Origin of the sequence: Corallococcus sp. AS-1-6 (assembly GCF_020037015.1) — a bacterium.
Lineage (GTDB): Bacteria > Myxococcota > Myxococcia > Myxococcales > Myxococcaceae > Corallococcus.
This window is the reverse complement of sequence record NZ_JAIQDE010000001.1, coordinates 364,225-381,142: the sequence shown is the minus strand read 5'-3', so window position 1 is coordinate 381,142 and position 16,918 is coordinate 364,225. Positions and strand designations below refer to the sequence as shown.

At 69.6% G+C, this 16,918-nt stretch carries 12 protein-coding genes; all 12 read right to left on the bottom strand.

Annotation, left to right across the window (positions count from 1 at the left end; all coding sequences use genetic code 11):
- Nucleotides 1-6: 6 nt before the first annotated feature.
- The 12 genes from K8612_RS01540 to K8612_RS01485 all read right to left on the bottom strand — a co-directional run bounded on the left by K8612_RS01540 (nt 7) and on the right by K8612_RS01485 (nt 16,902).
- Nucleotides 7-3,933, bottom strand: coding sequence for a translocation/assembly module TamB domain-containing protein (locus tag K8612_RS01540; protein ID WP_223761016.1), 3,927 nt, complete (start codon nt 3,931-3,933; stop codon nt 7-9).
- Nucleotides 3,934-3,937: 4 nt separating this feature from the next.
- Nucleotides 3,938-4,879, bottom strand: a complete 942-nt coding sequence (locus K8612_RS01535; RefSeq protein WP_223739992.1) for an ExeA family protein — start codon at nt 4,877-4,879, stop codon at nt 3,938-3,940.
- A gap of 26 nt (nt 4,880-4,905) precedes the next feature.
- Complete coding sequence (locus tag K8612_RS01530; RefSeq protein WP_223761015.1) at nt 4,906-8,064, bottom strand: tetratricopeptide repeat protein; 3,159 nt, start codon at nt 8,062-8,064, stop codon at nt 4,906-4,908.
- A 192-nt stretch (nt 8,065-8,256) separates the two neighbouring features.
- A complete protein-coding gene (accC, locus tag K8612_RS01525) occupies nt 8,257-9,642 on the bottom strand; it encodes an acetyl-CoA carboxylase biotin carboxylase subunit (protein WP_223739994.1) in 1,386 nt (461 codons plus the stop codon).
- A gap of 76 nt (nt 9,643-9,718) precedes the next feature.
- On the bottom strand, nt 9,719-10,309 hold the full coding sequence (accB, locus tag K8612_RS01520; RefSeq protein ID WP_223739995.1) for an acetyl-CoA carboxylase biotin carboxyl carrier protein: 591 nt from the start codon (nt 10,307-10,309) through the stop codon (nt 9,719-9,721).
- Between the two features lie 40 nt (nt 10,310-10,349).
- Nucleotides 10,350-10,931, bottom strand: a complete 582-nt coding sequence (efp, locus tag K8612_RS01515) for an elongation factor P (protein ID WP_223739996.1) — start codon at nt 10,929-10,931, stop codon at nt 10,350-10,352.
- 141 nt (nt 10,932-11,072) lie between these two features.
- Nucleotides 11,073-11,435 carry a hypothetical protein gene (locus K8612_RS01510; protein ID WP_014399058.1) on the bottom strand — a complete coding sequence of 121 codons (363 nt, stop codon included), beginning with the start codon at nt 11,433-11,435 and terminating at the stop codon, nt 11,073-11,075.
- On the bottom strand, nt 11,436-12,122 hold the full coding sequence (locus K8612_RS01505; protein WP_223739997.1) for a hypothetical protein: 687 nt from the start codon (nt 12,120-12,122) through the stop codon (nt 11,436-11,438).
- A gap of 30 nt (nt 12,123-12,152) precedes the next feature.
- Complete coding sequence (gene pilQ, locus K8612_RS01500; protein WP_223761014.1) at nt 12,153-14,909, bottom strand: type IV pilus secretin PilQ; 2,757 nt, start codon at nt 14,907-14,909, stop codon at nt 12,153-12,155.
- A 58-nt stretch (nt 14,910-14,967) separates the two neighbouring features.
- Nucleotides 14,968-15,528: a pilus assembly protein PilP gene (locus K8612_RS01495; RefSeq protein WP_223739999.1), complete on the bottom strand. Its 561-nt coding sequence runs from the start codon at nt 15,526-15,528 to the stop codon at nt 14,968-14,970.
- 44 nt (nt 15,529-15,572) lie between these two features.
- Nucleotides 15,573-16,196, bottom strand: coding sequence for a type 4a pilus biogenesis protein PilO (locus tag K8612_RS01490; RefSeq protein WP_223740000.1), 624 nt, complete (start codon nt 16,194-16,196; stop codon nt 15,573-15,575).
- A gap of 22 nt (nt 16,197-16,218) precedes the next feature.
- On the bottom strand, nt 16,219-16,902 hold the full coding sequence (locus K8612_RS01485) for a PilN domain-containing protein (RefSeq protein ID WP_223740001.1): 684 nt from the start codon (nt 16,900-16,902) through the stop codon (nt 16,219-16,221).
- Nucleotides 16,903-16,918: the final 16 nt, after the last annotated feature.

The window sequence follows — 16,918 nt, the reverse complement described above, 5'->3', positions numbered from 1 at the left end:
GCGCGGCTACTCGACCTCCCAGCCCAGCTTCAGCTCGAGCCCGAGGTTTCCGAACGACGCCTGGCTGTTCTCGTTGTCCCACTGGGCCTGTGCGGAAAGACGGTCGTCGAAGCGGTACTCAGCGCGTGCCCGGGTGCCTCGCCCACTCACTGGCTGGGTCATCCCGATTTTAAGCTGCTCGGAAAGGAACTTCGACTCCAGTTGTGCGGTGGGCTCCGCCTGCCGGGTGGCGTCGTTGTAGGTGGTGGAGATCTGCAGGGACAAATCCCGGAGAACGGGGTTGCTGGGCAGGAACCGGCGCACCTGCCGGTCCAGTCCCGACACGTTGAAGAGGGCCTCCGCCGCCAGACCGTAGCTCGCCGACGCGGCCGTGTCCTTGTCCGCGCTCGTCACCCCCAGTGTCAGCAGCGACAGGATGTCCCCCTCCGTGAGCACCGGCTCCGAGGACAGCACGACCAGCGGGTTGGCCGGCCGGCCGAACGCGTGCAGCTTCACCACGAACTCGCGCACGGACGTCTGCGCCTGCACCTCGAACACCGGGTCGATGCCGGACGCGTCGCGGAACTCCAACTGCCCCTGGTCGATGGTGAAGAGGTTGTTGCGGAAGAACGCCTGGCTGCCCTCCGCCGCCTCCACGCGGCCCAGGAGCCCCGGCTTCACGTCCGTGCCGGTGAGCCGCACGTCACCCAACAGCCGCGCCTTCGCCAGGTTGTTGTCCACGCGCACGTCGCCGAAGTGCACGTTGACGTCCCAGGTGAAGAAGGGGTCCCTCGCGCGCTCGCCCCCGCCGCCCACGGCGAGGTTCGGCTTCTTCTGCATCGTCTTGAGCAGCGCTTCGATGTCGAGCGGCTTCTGGTAGCGCAGCTTGATGATGTCCAGCCCGCCCGTGACGGTGGGCCCCGTGGGCGGCCCCACCACCTGCAGCAGGCCGGACACGGTGAGCGGCAGGTCCTCCGTCATCCGGTACGGCACGGCGTCCAGTTGCAGCGTCAGCGCCAGCCGCTTGGGCACGAAGCGCTCCAGCCGGATGTCGCCGCGCGCGGACACCTGACCTTCGTTGACCTGGGCCTGCAGGTGCTCCAGCAGCACGCGCTGGCCCGTCATCTCCAGGCGGCCGGACATGCCGCGCACGGTGAGCGGCAGGTCGCGCATGGACAGCCGCACGTCGGACAGCTCCGCGGTGCCCACCACCGACGGCGCGTCCAGGGGCCCCGTGGCCTCCGCGTCCACGCGGAGCTGGCCGCCCACGCGCTCCATGCCGGGCAGCAGCGGCTCCAGCAGCCGCACGTCCATGCGCCCCTCGCGCAGGCTCATGTTCATGGCGCGCCGGCTCATCCAGCCGCCCAGCGTGACGTCCACCGACGCGCCGCTGAAGCGGAAGGGCTGCACGTCCAGCCGGCCGTTGAGGTACGTCAGCACGATGGGCCCCTGGTTGCGGCCGCGCAGGTCGCCCCGCGCGAGCGACAGCTCCCGCACCGTGGCCCCCACCGAGTAGCCCTCCGGCTGCAACAGCGGGCCCTGCACCGTCACGCGCCCCGCGAGCATGCCGGTGACGCCCGCCAGCGCCGGCGTCTGCGGCAGCAGCGGTCTGATTTCAGGCAGCAGCAGGTCGACGGTGGAGTCGAAGAGGTAGGGCTCCTTCACCGTCATGTTCAGGTAGCCCTGCGCGTCGCGGAAGGGGCGCCCGGTGATGCGCAGTTGCTTGCCCTCCTGGTGCAGCGCGAGGTCCATGGCGCCCAGGTCGCGCGACGCGAAGGTGATGCGCGGGCCCTTCAGCGTGGCCTGGATGTCGGGCTTGTCCGCCGAGCCCGCCACGGTGCCCGCGAGCGCGAGCGTGCCCTGGATGCCCATCTCCTCCGCGGTGTCCTGCCCCACGGCCTCCGCGAGCGACAGGTTCTCTCCGCCGAAGCGGTAGTCCAGCGCGCCCCCGGTGAAGCCGAAGGAGCCCTCCACCCAGGTGCGCCCCAGCCTGCCGTCCAGCACGGTGCGCTCCAGCACCATCTCCTTGCCGTCCACGAAGCGCAGCCGCGCGGAGCCCGCGCCCAGCCGGCGGCCCAGGTACGTGGTGTCGCGCAGGTCGAATGCCACCAGCCCCTCCAGCTTCTCCAGGGGACTGTCGATTTCGACGCGGCCCGAGGCCGCGCCCGCGAACTGGCCCTGCACCACGGCGATGGACGGGCTCAGGCCCGCCACCAGGTCCACCAGGTCCTCGGTGCGCCCCTGCGGCACGGTCACGTCCAGGTGCAGGTGCAACAGACGCGCGAAGGTGAGCTTCGCGTTGCCGAAGTACTGCGTGCGCCCCTTCTGGCCGGTGAGCGACGGGAAGGACAGCAGGCCATTCGAGTACGACAGCTTCGCCTGCGTCACGCCCAGGCCGAAGCCCCAGAAGGTGAAGTCGCGCAGGGACAGGCTCGCGTCCACCTTCACGTCCGAGTACGGCCCCACGATGGAGTAGTTCGCCGAGCCCCTCCCGGACCACGGCAGCTCCGCGATGTGGCCGAAGTCCGACAGCTCCAGCTCGCCGTTGCCCTGGATGTCCAGGCCGCGCACGGTGTCGAAGTAGAGCGTCACGTCGCCGTGCACGCGCGAGCGCCCGGACTCCACCGTGAGGCGGCTGAAGGACACGCGGTCCCCCGTCAGCTTCACGGCCGTCTGCGCGCGGCCCCGCTCGAAGGTGAGCAGCGTCTTGCCGGCGCTGACCGGCGCGTCGAACGCGCGCGTGGCCAGCACGAAGCGGCCGCTGCGCAGGTCCAGCGGCCCGGACAGGGACGGCCGGGGCAGCAGCGTCCCGGTGAGGTGCGCGTTCGCCGTCGCGGGGAAGTCCACCCACGAGCCCGCCACGCCCGCGCGCTCCAGGATGCGCCCGAAGGACGCGTCCTCCGTCTGGAGTGTCACGTCCACGGGCAATTCCGGCGTGAGCTTCAACGCGCCCGACAGCTTCACCTTGCCGCTTCCCAGCGGGGCCTCCAGCGACTCCACGCGCACGCTGTCCCCCGCGTACGACAGGCGCGCGTTGAGGCTCACCGGGCCGTACTGCTCATAGGCCAGGTTGCTCGCGGACAGGTCCGCGCCCACCGCGAGCGAGGACGGCTTCCCCGTGACGGACAGGCGCGTCCACAGGTGCCCGGTGGCCGGACGCGGCAGCAGCTTCGCCTGCGACAGCGTGCGCAGCGGCAGGAACACCTGCGCGTCCAGCGCGAGCACCGGGTGGCACAGCGTCTCCACGCGGCCGGACACCGTGGCGGTGACGTCGTCGAGCGTCACCTCCGCGCGCTCCACGTCCAGCAGGCCCTCGTCGGGGTCCAGCGCGCCGGTGAAGCCCAGCTTCCCCAGCGTCAGCTCGCCGCCGCCCGCGCCCAGGCGCACCAGGCCCCGCCGCGCGCCCACCTCCAGCTCCATCACGCCCCAGTGCTCCACCCACCCCACGTCCAGGTTCTCCACCTCCACGCCCCGCCCGTCCGGCAGCGCGAGCCGCACCTCCGCGCCGGTGATGTCCACGCGCCCCACGCCCACGCGGGTCAGCGGCGTGAGCGGACACGTTCCGTCGGAGGAAGGCGGGGCCGTGGAGGGCCGGGACAGGTCCAACGCCACGCGCGGATGGCGCACGCGCACGTGGCCCAGCATGAAGCGGCGGGACAGGGGCGACAGGAAGCCCAGCGCCACCTCCGCCTCGTCCGCGGCGAACAGCGGCGTGTCACTGCCCGGCGCGAACACCGACACGCCGTGCAGCACCACGCGCGAGCCCAGCGGATCCAGCTCGCACCGGCCGATGCCCACGTCCACGCCCAGCAGGTCCGGCAGGTGCCTGCGCGCCACGGTGCAGGCGGCGTCCCAGGTGAACGGCTGACGCAACAGCAGGATGCTCCCCGACACCACGAGGAGCACCAACAAGAGCGCCTTGCGCGCTGCACTGTTGCGGCTGGGGAGGGACAAGCCGCTAGAGCTTACCGAGTCCCTCGAGGTAGCGGTCGATCTCCGCCAGGTCGATTTTGGTGTTCGCCGTCCGGGGCAGCGACGTGGCGGGAGCGCTCGCCCGCTCGCTCGCCTGGGAGGCAGCCGAGCCCCCCTGGAGCCCCAGGTTCTGGCCGATGCGGTGCACCAGCTCCGCGCCGATGGTCTCCGAGCGCGCGAGGAACGCCTCGAAGAGGGCGTTGTCGCACAGGGTGTTGATGACGCGCGGGGTGCCGCCGGAGTGCTCGTGCACGGCGAGCAGCGCCTCCGGCGTGAAGGGCATCCGCGGGCAGCCGGCGAGCCGCAGCCGGTGCTTCACGTACGCCTCCGTGGACTCCGCCGTGAAGGGCTCCAGCTTGTAGCGGAGCGCCACGCGCTGGGCGAGCGGCGGATCCAGCTTCAGGTTCTTCTCGATCTCCGGCAGGCCGAAGAAGACGAAGGAGATGAGCTTGCGCTCCGGCACTTCCAGGTTGAGCAGCCCCCGGAACTCCTCCATGAGCTCGCGCGTCTCCAGCATCTGCGCCTCGTCGATGAGGACGACGGCCTTCTTGCCGGACTCGTAGATTTGCAGCAGGCGCTGGTAGAGCTGCGACAGGAGCGCCAGCTTCTCCTGCGCGGGGTTCTCCACGCCCAGTTGGAGCGCGATGCGGCGCAGGAGCCACTGGGCGGTGATGCCCGAGTGGATGATGACGAGCAGCGCGGCCTCGTACTCGGACTCCGGAAGCGAGTCGAGCATGCGCCGGGCGAGCGTCGTCTTGCCCGCGCCGATGTCGCCAATGAGGATGGACAGGCCCTTCATGTAGCCCACGGCGTGCATCAGCCGCGTGAGGGCCTGCGAGTGCTGCGCGGAGTTGTAATAGAAGCGGCTCACCGGAGCGTTGGAGAACGGCTCCTGGGTGAGTTCGAAGAAATCGAGGTAGGTCGTCATCGCTCGCCGGGCCTCGTGGGGACGCGCTACACGTACCCTACTTTACGAGCCTTCTGCGCGCCCGCGGCGGGAACCGGCGTCGCCGGGCCCTTTCCGGCGCGAGGCAGCGGGTCCTCCTCCGGTGCGGTCAGCGCGGACAGCCGCGTCACCTGCGACCCCACGTCGCGGTACTTCGCGTCCATGGCGGCCACACGCTGGAAGTGGAAGAGCGCCTTGCCCTGCTCGTTGAGCGCGTCGTAGGCGCTCGCCAGCTCGAAGCCCAGCGCCTTCGCCACCTCGCCCGTCGCGAGCACGTTGGAAAGCCCTTCCTTGAACACCGCCACGGACTCTTCCGGCTTGCCGCGCAGCGTGTGCAGCATGCCAATCATCGTCAGGCAGTCCAGCTCGCGCGGGGTGCCCACGCAGCCCTGGCGGGCCACGTCGAACTCGTGGACGGCGTCGTCCAGCAAGCCCATTTCCTTGTAGGCGATGCCCAGGTCGTAGTGCGTGTCCACGTCCTCGGGCTTCACCACCTTGGCCAGGCCCTTCTTGAACTCGGCGAAGACCTCGTCCACCGAGTACTGGAAGTCCTCGTCCGCCGGGGGCACCGCCGCCAGCGACTCGCCGCCCAGGTCGTCCAGCTCGCCGGCCAACTGCGCCGCCAGGTCGAACGCGTCGCCGCCACCGGCGCCGTCGTCGAGCGAGGCCTCCGTCACCGGCTGCACGGAGGGCACGTGCACGGGCTCGGCGGGAGCGTCGTCCTCGGGGGCCGCGCCACCGCCGGCCTCCAGCTCCTCCAGCCGCGCCATCAGCTCGCCGGCGCGCACGTGGCCCGGGAACGCGATGGCCACCGTCTCCAGGATTTCGCGCGCCTCTTCCAGCAGCCCCTGGTCGAGGAAGAACGACGCCTCGTCGCACTCCTCGGAGGCAGGCTCCTCCTCGGGCTCCGCTTCCGGCTCGGGCTCCGGAGCGTCCGCCAGGGCCTCGGGCTCCGGCTCCGGCGCCTCCTCGAACGCGTCGGCCTGGGGCTCGTCGTAGGACAGCCCCTCCACCGACGGGAGCACCATGTGCGCGGCCGTGGGCTCGTCTTCCTCTTCGTCGCCCAGCGACATGCCCTCCGCGTAGGCGGGCTCTTCCGCCGGCGCGGCGAAGCTTTCGTCCAGGCCCGCGTCGTCCAGCGCGGAGGCATCCAGGGGCGCGAGCCCCACGCGCGTGGGCGCGTCGTCGTCCTCGCCCAGCGACATGCCGGGTTCGACCAGGGCCTCGTCGTCGCCGCTGTCGTCCAGCGTCGGCAGTTGGCGCGTGTCCGGCGCGGCCTCTTCCAGGAGCGCGCGGGACGGGGACAGGATGCGCGTGGGCGGCGCCTCCTCCTCGTCACCCAGCGACATGCCGCCGGGCTCGTCCGCGAGCACCATGGGCTCGTCGCCGCCCGCGTCCGCCGCGTACGCCAGCGCGTCGTCCTGGGCGACCAGGGGCTCGTCGTCCGACGCATCCAGGCCACCCAGGCCCGGCTCGTCCGCGAGCACCAGCGAGTCCTCGTCGGACCCCATCACCAGGTCGTCCTGCGGCGGCAGGTCGTAGACGGTGTTCTCGGCGGAGCTGATGGGCTCGCCCATCACCGCTTCCTCGCCGCTCAACGTGGTCTCCGCGACCTCGTCGTCGACGATTTCGTCCGAGTCCGACCCGTGGCTCAGCGCCGCGAGCGCCAGCTCGTCACCCGAGGGCTGCGCGAGCGCGTCCTCCGGCGGATCCGCGACGAGGATCTCGTCCTCGTTGGAGTCCACCAGGATGGCGTCCTCCTCCAGCGACTCCACGCCCGGCGTCATCGCCGGCGCCACGACGCCCCCTTCCGCGCGGAGCACGGACAGGAAGGCGGGCACCTCGGGATGCGCCGGGTTCTCCTGGAGGATGGTCGCCAGGTACGGCTGCGCGCGCTGCACGTCCGCGCGGCGCGTGCACAGGCGCAGCACGTTGAGCAACTGCTCGGACGCCTGCGCGCCGTTATTGGCCGCCACGTAGATGTGGTACGCCTTTTCGTGCGCGTCCAGGTTCTCCGGATCCACGGAGAAGACCTTGCGCAGGTGCTCCAGCGCTTTGTCGTGGAGCCCGTACTTCACGTAGACGTCCGTCTCCGTCAGCAGCTTGGCGAGCTGCTCGCGGCTCATCCCCGCCGGCGCGGGCGGTGCCACGGCTGCGGGCGGCGCGGCGGGCGCGGGACGGGACGGGGGCGCCGAGGGGGCGGGCGCGCTCCACGCGGGCGCGGCCGGCTCCTCGTGGTGATGCACGGCGGCGGGCGCGGGCTCCGGCTCCGGTTCGGCGACGGGTCCCCGGCGCGCGAGCAGATCCGGATCCTGCGGATCCAGCAGCTCGATCTGCGTCCACACGCCATCGGACTCGGCGGTGCGGCCGCGCTCCTGGTGGATCTTCGCGAGTTCCTTGTAGACGGACACCGTCTTGGAGACCTGGCCCAGCCCCTGGAACGCCTGGGCCAGGAGCGTCAGCGTCTCCACGTCGCGGCCATCCGCCTTGAAGCACACCTGGAGCTTGGCGAGCGCGCGCTTCTGGTCGCCGCGCTGCAGGTACGACGAGGCCAGCTCCTTCGCGAGCGGGAGGTTGTCCGGCTCCAGCGCGGAGAGGCGCTCCGCGACGCGGAGCCAGTCGTCCGCGCGGGCGTTGCGCTTGAGGTACTCCGCGGCGCGCTTGAACTCCTGCGCCGCTTCCTTCGTCATGTTCTCGCGCGCGTACAGCTCCGCGAGCTTGATCTTCGACGCCACGTTCTCGGGGTCGAGATCCACCATCTTCTTCAGCGTGTCGAGGCTCGACTTGGTGTCGCCCGCCTTGTCGTAGTGGTTGGCGACGATCTGGAAGTACGCCATCGCCTCCGACATCAACCCGAGCTGCTGGTGCAGCTCCGCCAGCTTGAGGTTCACCTCCAGCAGGTTCGGGTTGAGCTTGAGGACCTGCTTGTAGAGGGCGACGGCCTTGAGGAAGAAGCCATCCGAGGAGTAGCTCTCCGCGACCTTGGTGAAGAAGTGCGCCGCCTGCGCGTTGTCGTTCTTCTTCTGGTACAGCTCCCCCATCTTCTGGAGGACCCGGATGTCCTTCGGGTCGACCTCCAGGACCTTCTGATACTCCTTGATGGCTTTGTCGTACGCGCCCTTCGCGACCAGCTTCGCGGCGGCTTCGATGATCTTGTTCTTGTCCATCGAGCGTGCGCTTCCGGCAGGCAGAAACCCCGAGGAACTTCGCGGGTTTCAGTCCTTCTCTGGGGGGGAGCATCGGAGGCTAACGGAATCCTCCGATGCGGGTCAAGAAACAGCCTGCCCTCCCCCAGGGATGGATCACCCGCCTGGACGCTCGCACGCCCGGCGGGTTTTCCACGCCTTCACGGCCAGGCGCTACGGCGTCTCTTCCACGGCCTTCTTCAGCCGGCGCGAACCCGTCTCGCTCGCCAGCAGGCGCTCCACGAACCGGGTGTCGTAGTTGCCCTCCTGGAAGGACTCCTCCGCCAGTGCGGCCCGGTGGAACGGGATGTTGGTGCGGATGCCCTCCACGACGTACTCGGAGAGCGCGCGCTGCATGCGGCGGATGGCCGTCTCGCGGTCCTCCGCGTGGACGATGAGCTTGGACAGCAGGCTGTCGTAGTGCGGCAGCACCGTGTAGTTCTCGTACGCGGCGGAGTCCACGCGCACGCCGTAGCCGCCCGGCACGCTGTAGCCGGTGATCTTCCCCGGCCACGGCGCGAAGGTGACGGGGTCCTCCGCGTTCACGCGGCACTCGATGGCGTGCCCGCGGATCTGCACGTCCTCCTGCTTGAAGCGCAGGGGGTGCCCGTAGGCCATGCGGATCTGCTCACGGACCAGGTCCACGCCCATGACCAGCTCCGTCACGGGGTGCTCCACCTGGATGCGCGTGTTCATCTCCATGAAGTAGAACTCGCCGCGCTCGTCGAGCAGGTACTCGATGGTGCCCACGTTGTTGTAACGGAGCTTCTTCATCGCCGCGACGGACACCTCGCCCATGCGCTGGCGCAGCTCCGGCGTGAGCGCGGGCGACGGGCTCTCCTCGATGAGCTTCTGGTGCCGCCGCTGCACGGAGCACTCACGCTCGTTGAGGTGGATGATGTTCCCGTGCTCGTCCGCGACGATCTGAATCTCGATGTGGCGCGGCTTCTCCACGTACCGCTCGATGTAGAGGTCGCCGTTGTTGAAGGAGGCCAGCGCCTCCGCCTGCGCGGTGGAGAACGCCTGCGCGAGCACGCCCGGCTCGCGGACGATCTTCATGCCCTTGCCGCCGCCGCCCGCCGCCGCCTTCAGGATGACCGGGAAGCCGATCTCCTTGGCGAACGCCTCCGCCTCGCGCGGGTCCTTCACCGTGCCGGGGCTGCCCGGCAGCAGCGGCATGCCTGCCTCGCGGGCCGCGGCGCGCGCGCGCACCTTGTTGCCCATCAGCCGCAGCATCTCCGGGCGCGGGCCAATGAAGCGGATCTTGCAGTTCTCGCAGACCTCCGCGAACTCGGCGTTCTCCGACAGGAAGCCGTAGCCCGGGTGGATGGCGTCCGCGCGCGTGATTTCCGCCGCGGAGAGCAACTGCGGCACGTTGAGGTAGCTCTCCTTGGACGGAGGCGGCCCGATGCAGACGGCCTCGTCCGCGAAGCGCACGTGCAGCGCGTTGGCGTCGGCGGTGGAGTGCACCGCCACGGTGGCGATGCCCAGCTCACGGCATGCGCGGATGACCCGCAGGGCAATCTCCCCGCGGTTGGCGACCAGTACCTTCTTGAACACGGCCGTGCTCCTAACGCGAGGGCCTGGGGCGCGTCCCGCCCGGAAGGGACAGGACGCGCCTGACGGGTCAGCAGACTCAGGCCGGCTCGATGCGGAACAGCGCCTGGCCGAACTCCACCGGGCGACCGTTCTCCACGAGGACCTCGGCGATGCGGCCGGAGACCTCGGACTCGATTTCGTTCATCAACTTCATCGCTTCCACGATGCAGAGCACCTGCCCCTTGCGCACCACCGTGCCCACGTCCACGAACGGGGGCTGATCCGGCGCGGGGGTCCGGTAGAACGTCCCGACGAACGGGCTGGTCACCAGGTGACCCGGCTTCTCCGCGGGCTTCTCCGGCGCCGGCGCCGCGGCCGGAGCCGAGGGCGCGGCGGCGGGGGCCGCACGAGGCGCGGCCGGAGCGGCGTACTCCACCGGCGGCGACACCGTCACCCCGGGGCCCGAGGGCGCCGTGTGGTGCACGATGGTCGTCTCCGGCGCGTGACCGCGGCGGATGTAGAGCTTCTCCGGTCCCTTCGTCCACACCAGCCGGGTGACGTCGGAGGCCTCCAGGATTTCGACGATCTGCCGGAGGGCCTCCACGTCCAGCGACGTGGAACCCGAATCCCGCCCGGAGGCCGCGCCCGAGGACTCGGCCGACCGGGTTGCCTTGCGCTTCGTTGCCATTCAGACCCCTCCCGGGTCGACAGGTGAAGGGAAGCGGCGCTCAGCCCGCGGTGGCGACGCGGGTGAGGTACTTGCCACCTTCACGCGTGTCGATCTTCAGCACGTCGCCCTCGTTGATGAACAGGGGCACGTTGACGGTGAAGCCGGTCTCCAGCGTCGCGGGCTTCATGGCGCCGGACACGGTGTCGCCGCGCACGCCCGGGTCGCACTTGGTGACCTTGAGGTCCACGGAGTTCGGCAGCGTCACGTTGATGGCCTTGCCGTTCCAGAAGAGGATCTCGACGTCGAGGTTCTCCTTCAGGAAGTTGACCGACTCCCCGAGGCCTTCCTTGGTGAGGAAGGTCTGCTCGAAGGTCTTCTTCTCCATGAAGTGGTACTCGTCACCCTGGACGTACAGGAACTGCATGTCCTTGGACTCGATGTCCGGGGTGCCCACCTTGTCGCCGGACTTCAGCGTGGGCTCCAGCACGCGGCCATCCAGCAGGCTGCGGATCTTCGTGCGGGTGAAGGAGGAGCCCTTTCCAGGCTTGACGTGCTGGAAGTACTCGATGACGTACGGCTTGTCCTCCCACAAGATCTTCAAACCATTGCGGAATTCGGACGTGTCGACAAACCCGGCCATGGGACCGACTCCTTCATACAGACGTAAAGGCGAAAGTCCGGGGTGTCTAGCCCATGCCCTGGTTCCTGCAAAGAGGAAAGCGGAGGCACGCTGCGTCGCCGGGCAGGCTCGACAAGCCCCTGCCCGGGCGGACGTGCGCGGCTACAGCTCCGCCTTCACCTGCGGCGCGGTGACGCGCAGCACATAGCGCCCCTTGCCGAAGTTCCCGTCCGCGCGCAGCGCCAGCACCAGGAAGTACTCCGGCGTCAGCAGGCGCATCACGGTGAGGACCTTCTCGCTGTTGACGGACACCTCGGTGACGGTGCCCGTCTTCAGGGACTCGGCCGCGTTCTTCAACTGCGTGAGCAGGTTGGCGTACTCCACCCAGGTGCCGGACACGTCCAGCTCCGTGGCTTCGTCCTTCTGGAACGTCTCCACGGAGATGCCGTCGAAGCCCATCACGCTGCACGCGAGGGCTCCGTCCACCTGGTTCACCACCGCTTCAAGGTGTGTGCGGAAGGCCATCTAGCCCCCAACGCCCGGGGCCGCCGCGGGCTGGCACGAGGGATATTGACCGTCCTGACCGGCCCCGGAGCCACACGGGCCGGCGGGGACATTGGGCGTCTCGGTCCCGGAGCAGGCCGGAAGCGCGGGGGTCCCGTTGGCGACGTCGATGCCGTAGACGATCTCGTTCGACTCGAACGTCTTGCCGCCCGACGCGAACTTGCCCGCGAGCTGCACGGTGACCCGCACCGTGGCCGTCGCGGTCCCGGACAGCGCGGTCCGCAGGGCCGTCGCGGCTTCGGCCGTCATCAGGTTGACCACCAGCTTGTTCTCGTCCGACGCGGGGTTGATGACCGCCGTGTAGGGGACCTCTCCGTCGGGGATGTTGATGCTCGGCGTCGAGGAGTAGGACAGCTTGAGCGTGTCCACGAAGGCGGCGGCGGAACCACCGACGTCGGTCTCCGGCTCCAGGGGAACGCCGTTCACTTCGATGGGCGTCGCCGTGTAGGTCGACTTGACGATGAGCCCCAGGACGTAGGCGTTCCGGTAGGCCAGGTTGAGCGAACCCGCCGCGATGCCGGTATCGTTGGCGCCGAAGTCGCAACTGTCGTCCGGCTGGATGGTCTGGAGGATCTGGACGACGGGGGCGCTTTCAGAGCACGAGCAGAGCCCGAGCGACAGGGCCGCCGCGATGAAGAAGGGCTTCATTGGAGTGTCTCCCAATCAGGCGCGGTGCCTTTAGAGGCTCTGCGCGATGGTCTGCCGGTTGAGGATGCGGGGCGTGATGAAGATGAGCAGTTCCTGCCGCACGTCCGTCTCCAGGGTGCTCCGGAAGAAGAAGCCGAGCACGGGGATCTTCGACAGGAAGGGCACCGAGTCGGACGAGGAGCTTCCGCGGCGCACGTAGATGCCGCCGATGACCGTCGTGTCGCCATCCTTCACCAGCACCTGGGTGTTGGCCTCCTTGCGCTGGATGGACGGCTGGCCGTTGGCGCCCGTGTTGGACGGGTCCGGCTGGTTGTTCTGCGCCGCGATGGACATGAGGATGCTGCCGTCCTGGGTGATGTGCGGCGTGACTTCCAGCGACAGGCGCGCTTCCACGAAGGTCGTGTTCACGCCGCCGGCCGACGTCTGGCTGAACGGGATGGACAGACCCTGGCTGATGCGGGCCGTGTTGTTGTCCAGCGTGGTGACCTTGGGCGACGAGATGGTCTTCACCGTGCCCTCGGACTCCGCCGCGGACAGGCGCAGGTTGAGCTGCACGGCGCCGCCCGCGGAGCCGAAGGCGAAGCCCATGGCGCCACCGAGGCCCTGACCCACCGCCGCCGGCAGGTTCACCGCGAAGTTGGGCTGGGCCGGAACGCCCGCCGCCGTGCCGCCCGCGCCGCCCGTGACACCCACGGTGCTGGGGAAGATGAGGCCGGTCGGGTTGCCGGACGCCGCCGACAGGCGCGTCTGACCGCCCCACTGCACGCCCAGGTTGCGGCTGAAGGACGTGCTCGCCTCCACGATGCGGCTCTCGATGAGGACCTGCGGCGTCTGCGTGTCCAGGCTGCGCACCAGGGCGCGCGCCTTCTCCGTGTTGGAGCGGATGTCCTTGATGATGAGCACGTTGGTGCGCGTGTCCACCGTCACCGAGCCGCGGTCGCTGAGCACGTCCTTCACGCGCGCCGACATGTCACCGGCCACCGCGTAGTTCACCGGCACCAGGCTGACCAGCAGGTCCTCCTGCTGCTGCAGCGACTTCTTGCGCTCCTGGCGCAGCCGCGCCTCCTCTTCCAGCGTCTTCAGCGGCGCGATGCGGATGATGTTGCCCACCTGCTCCTGGCCCAACTGCTTGGTGCGCAGGATGAGGTCCAGCGCCTGGTCCCAGGGCACGTTGCGCAGGCGGATGGTCACGCGGCCCGACACGTCGTCGGCCACGACGATGTTGCGCTTGGAGATCTCCGCGATGACGCGCAGCAGGTTCTGGATGTCGATGTCCTTGAACTCGAAGGACACGCGCTTGCCGCGGTAGCGCGCCTGCTGGGGCGCGCCCTCCGCCGCGTACGCCGGGGCCTCCGCCGTGAAGCCGGCGGTGCGCTGGGTGACGGCCACCTCCTCCGTCTTCACGCCCTGCACGTCCAGCCGCCAGCTCAGGCTGTTGGCGCCCTGGGTGACGTTCTCCTCGATGGCGCCGTCCGCGGCGACCACCAGGCGCACCTTGCGGCCCTCGCCCGGCACGCTGAAGGCGCTGATCATCTTCACCGGCGTGTCCAGCGCGCTGGTGTCCAGGCTGCGCTCCAGCTTCTTGGGCAGGCGCGCGTTCTCCAGCGTCAGCACCGCGCTGCGCGGATCCGGCCGGTCCACCTTCCACGCCGTCGCGCCGGACAGCTTGAGCTGCACGCGGCCGCCCGAGGGGCTCTCGTCGAAGGACAGGTCCTTGACCTCCACCACCGCCGGCTGCGGCGCGGCCTGCGCCACCGCGGGCTGCGGCTTCGCCGTCTCCTGCACGGGCAGGGGCTGCGGGCGCAGGGGCTCCGTCTCCGCCACCGCGTCGCGGGGCTGGGCGGGCTTGGACTTGCGCGCCACCGCGCCGCCCAGCACCACCTCCAGGCCGCGCTCGGCGCGGTCCACGCGGTAGGCGGGCATGTCGCCCTTGGCCACGAGCACCAGGCGCACCTTGTCCTCGTGGGCGCCCACGCGCACGTCCTTGAGCAGGTTGCCCTTCACCTTGGGCGCCTTCGCGCTCAGGCCCACGCCGTACACGTCCACGGCCAGGCGCGGCGGGTCCACCAGCTCCAGGACCTCGTAGCGGGCGATGTCGCCGTCGGCGGCGACGCGCAGCGACTCGCCGTCCAGGGACAGCCGGGTGATGCGCTGGGCCGGGTGGGCCACCTCGCGCTCATCCGCCTCCGTGGCGACGACGTTCTCACGGCCCGGCGCCTGGGACGGGGCGGCCTTGGAAGAGGTCCCCTCCTCCGGCACCACCGCCACCATCGCCTCCACCACCGGCGCGGGCTCGGCCTTCACCGGCGCGGCATCCGCCGGCTTCGCCGCGGCTGGAGCCTGCGGAGCCTGGGCGGTCGCGGCGGCGGGGGCCACCGGCGAGCCGTCCACGGAGATGACCACGCGGTTGCCTTCCGCGCGGACGTCGTACTGGGAGGCCTGATCGAGCGCCACCAGCACGCGGCCCACGCTGGCGCGCGCGTCGGAGAACTGGGCGGCCACCACGCCGGACACCGGACCGGTGCCGTCATGGTGCCCCTTGATGCCGGTGGCGTCCGCGGACGACAGGTCCACCACCAGCCGCTCCGGCCCGCTGAGCCGGAAGACGGTGAAGGTGGGCGGCCGGGTCCCGGTCACCACGACCTGGGCACCGGCTCCCGTCCGGGACACCTGCAGGTCCCTCAGCGTATTGAGATCCGCGCCGTACACCTTGGCGCTTGCCAGGACGACCGCCCATGCGGCCGCCATGATCCACTTGCCCCTCGTCACAGCGCTCTGCTCGAGCATGCGTCCCCTCAACAAGTTGGAAGCGGGCGACGACTGCCCGCGGGCGCGCCGTGGGGCGCTACTCCCAGTTCTTGCCCGTCATCAGGTTGTAGGCGGGGTCCTTCACGCCATCCGCCTTGAGCTGGAGACTCACCGGATTGCTGATGAGCTCGCCCTTGGCGCCGGTGAAGACCTCGGTGACGGTGACCGAGTCCCGGAGAATCTGTGTGACCTTGCCGCCCTGGCGCCCCACGCGGGTGTTGCGCCGGACGATGTGGCCGCGACCCAGGGGGTCCTCGACCATCGCCAGCGGGCTGGCGTCCCCCGTGACGACCGCCACCAGCTTGAGCTGGTCGAGGTCGAACACGCACAGGGGTTCATTGCAGGCCCGCTCCGGTGCGTCACGCGCCACCGGCCCGAGCTCCTCCAGCGGACTGCGGAACGGGTCCCGCTTGCCCACCGGACTGTAGGTGTAGACGAACATTGGCGCCGCCGACGCCTCGGTCTTCTCCGCCACCGGGGCCGGCGCGGGGGCGGCGGCCTTGGCAGGAGCAGGGGGTTTGGCCTTGGGCGTGTCCCCACAAGCGGACAGGGTCAGGGCCATCACCGCAACGGTCATCGTGGACTTGAACGTCTTCATCCGCGTCATCCCTTGTCGCCCTTGTTGCCGGGCGGATCAAGTTTCTAGTTGCTCTTCTTCTTGTTCTTGTCGGCGGGCTTCGTACCGGCGGCCTTCGTGTCGACGAACCGGAACGTCGTCGCCAGGAAGCTGCTCTGGAGAACGACCTTCTCGTTCTTCAGGGCCGCGCCATCGAGCTTGATGTTGTTGACGTTCACGATGCGGCGCATGTTCGCCATCTCCTGCAGGAACATGGCGATCTCGTGGTAGTTGCCGCTCACCGTCATCTTGATGGGGATGCGCGCGAAGAACTCGTTGCCCTCGACGTACTCCTTGCCGGGCTCCACGCGGGCGATCTCCAGGCCGGACTTCTTGCCGATGTCGTTGATCTGCGCGAGCAGCTCTTCCATGTCGCGCCGCTCCGGCAGCTCCGTGAGGGCCTCCGCCAGCTTCTGCTCGAGCACGTCCATCTCACGGCGGCGCTCGTTGAGGTTCTGGGCGATCTCGCTCTTCTCCGCGAGCTCCAGGTCGAGCTTGCGGCGCTCCGTCGCGCGGCGGGCGATGTTCTCTTCCGTGGGCTGGATGAGGGTGAAGAAGTTGGCCACGGTCAAGACGACGACGATGGCCGCGAGCCCGCCGAACTTCGCCGCGGGGGGGGCCTTCGCCAGTTGATCCAGGTATTTTTCCATGACAGGGGTCCTTCGCCGCCAATCAGATGGCGTAGTTGGCGGTGAGGGTGAGCTTGAAGTCGACGTACGTCGCCGTGCCGGCCGCACCGGGCTTGCTCTGCACGGCGTTGGTCAGTTCGACGTTGCCGAAGAAGGGCTTGATGTCGCTCGCGGAGAACTCCTCCACGCTGGCGGTCTCCGTGTTGAAGAGCTCCACGCGCGACGTCTTGCTGGCATTGCGGCCCTGATCCACCAGGCGCCCCATGCCCTTGGGCGTCCACACCATGCTGCCCAGACCGCGCATCAGCTCCGCGACCTCGTCGTGGCTGACGGCCGAGCCGTCGATGGTGACCCTGTTGGAGGACTCCACGAAGTTCTTCAGCCAGACCTTCTTGGGGATGGCCGAGGACAGCGCGTCCATCATGCGCACCGGCCCGTTGCGGCCCTTGCGCAGCGCGTCCAGCACCGCGAGCTTCTTCTCCACTTCCGTCTTGCGGGCGTTGATGTTGGTCACCTCGCCGATGACCTTCTCCAGCTCCGCGATCTTCGCGCGCGTCTGGGCGATGCCCTGGTTGGCCCGCTGCAGCTCGCCGTCGCGGTCCGCGTACCAGAAGTAATTGCCCACCACCGCGGCGATCAGCACCGCGGCGTAGAGGGCCAGGATCTGCCGGCCCATCTCCCGCTTCTTCACCGCCCGGACGGGCAGCAGGTTGATTCGGATCATCATGTGCGTGAGTTCCTCG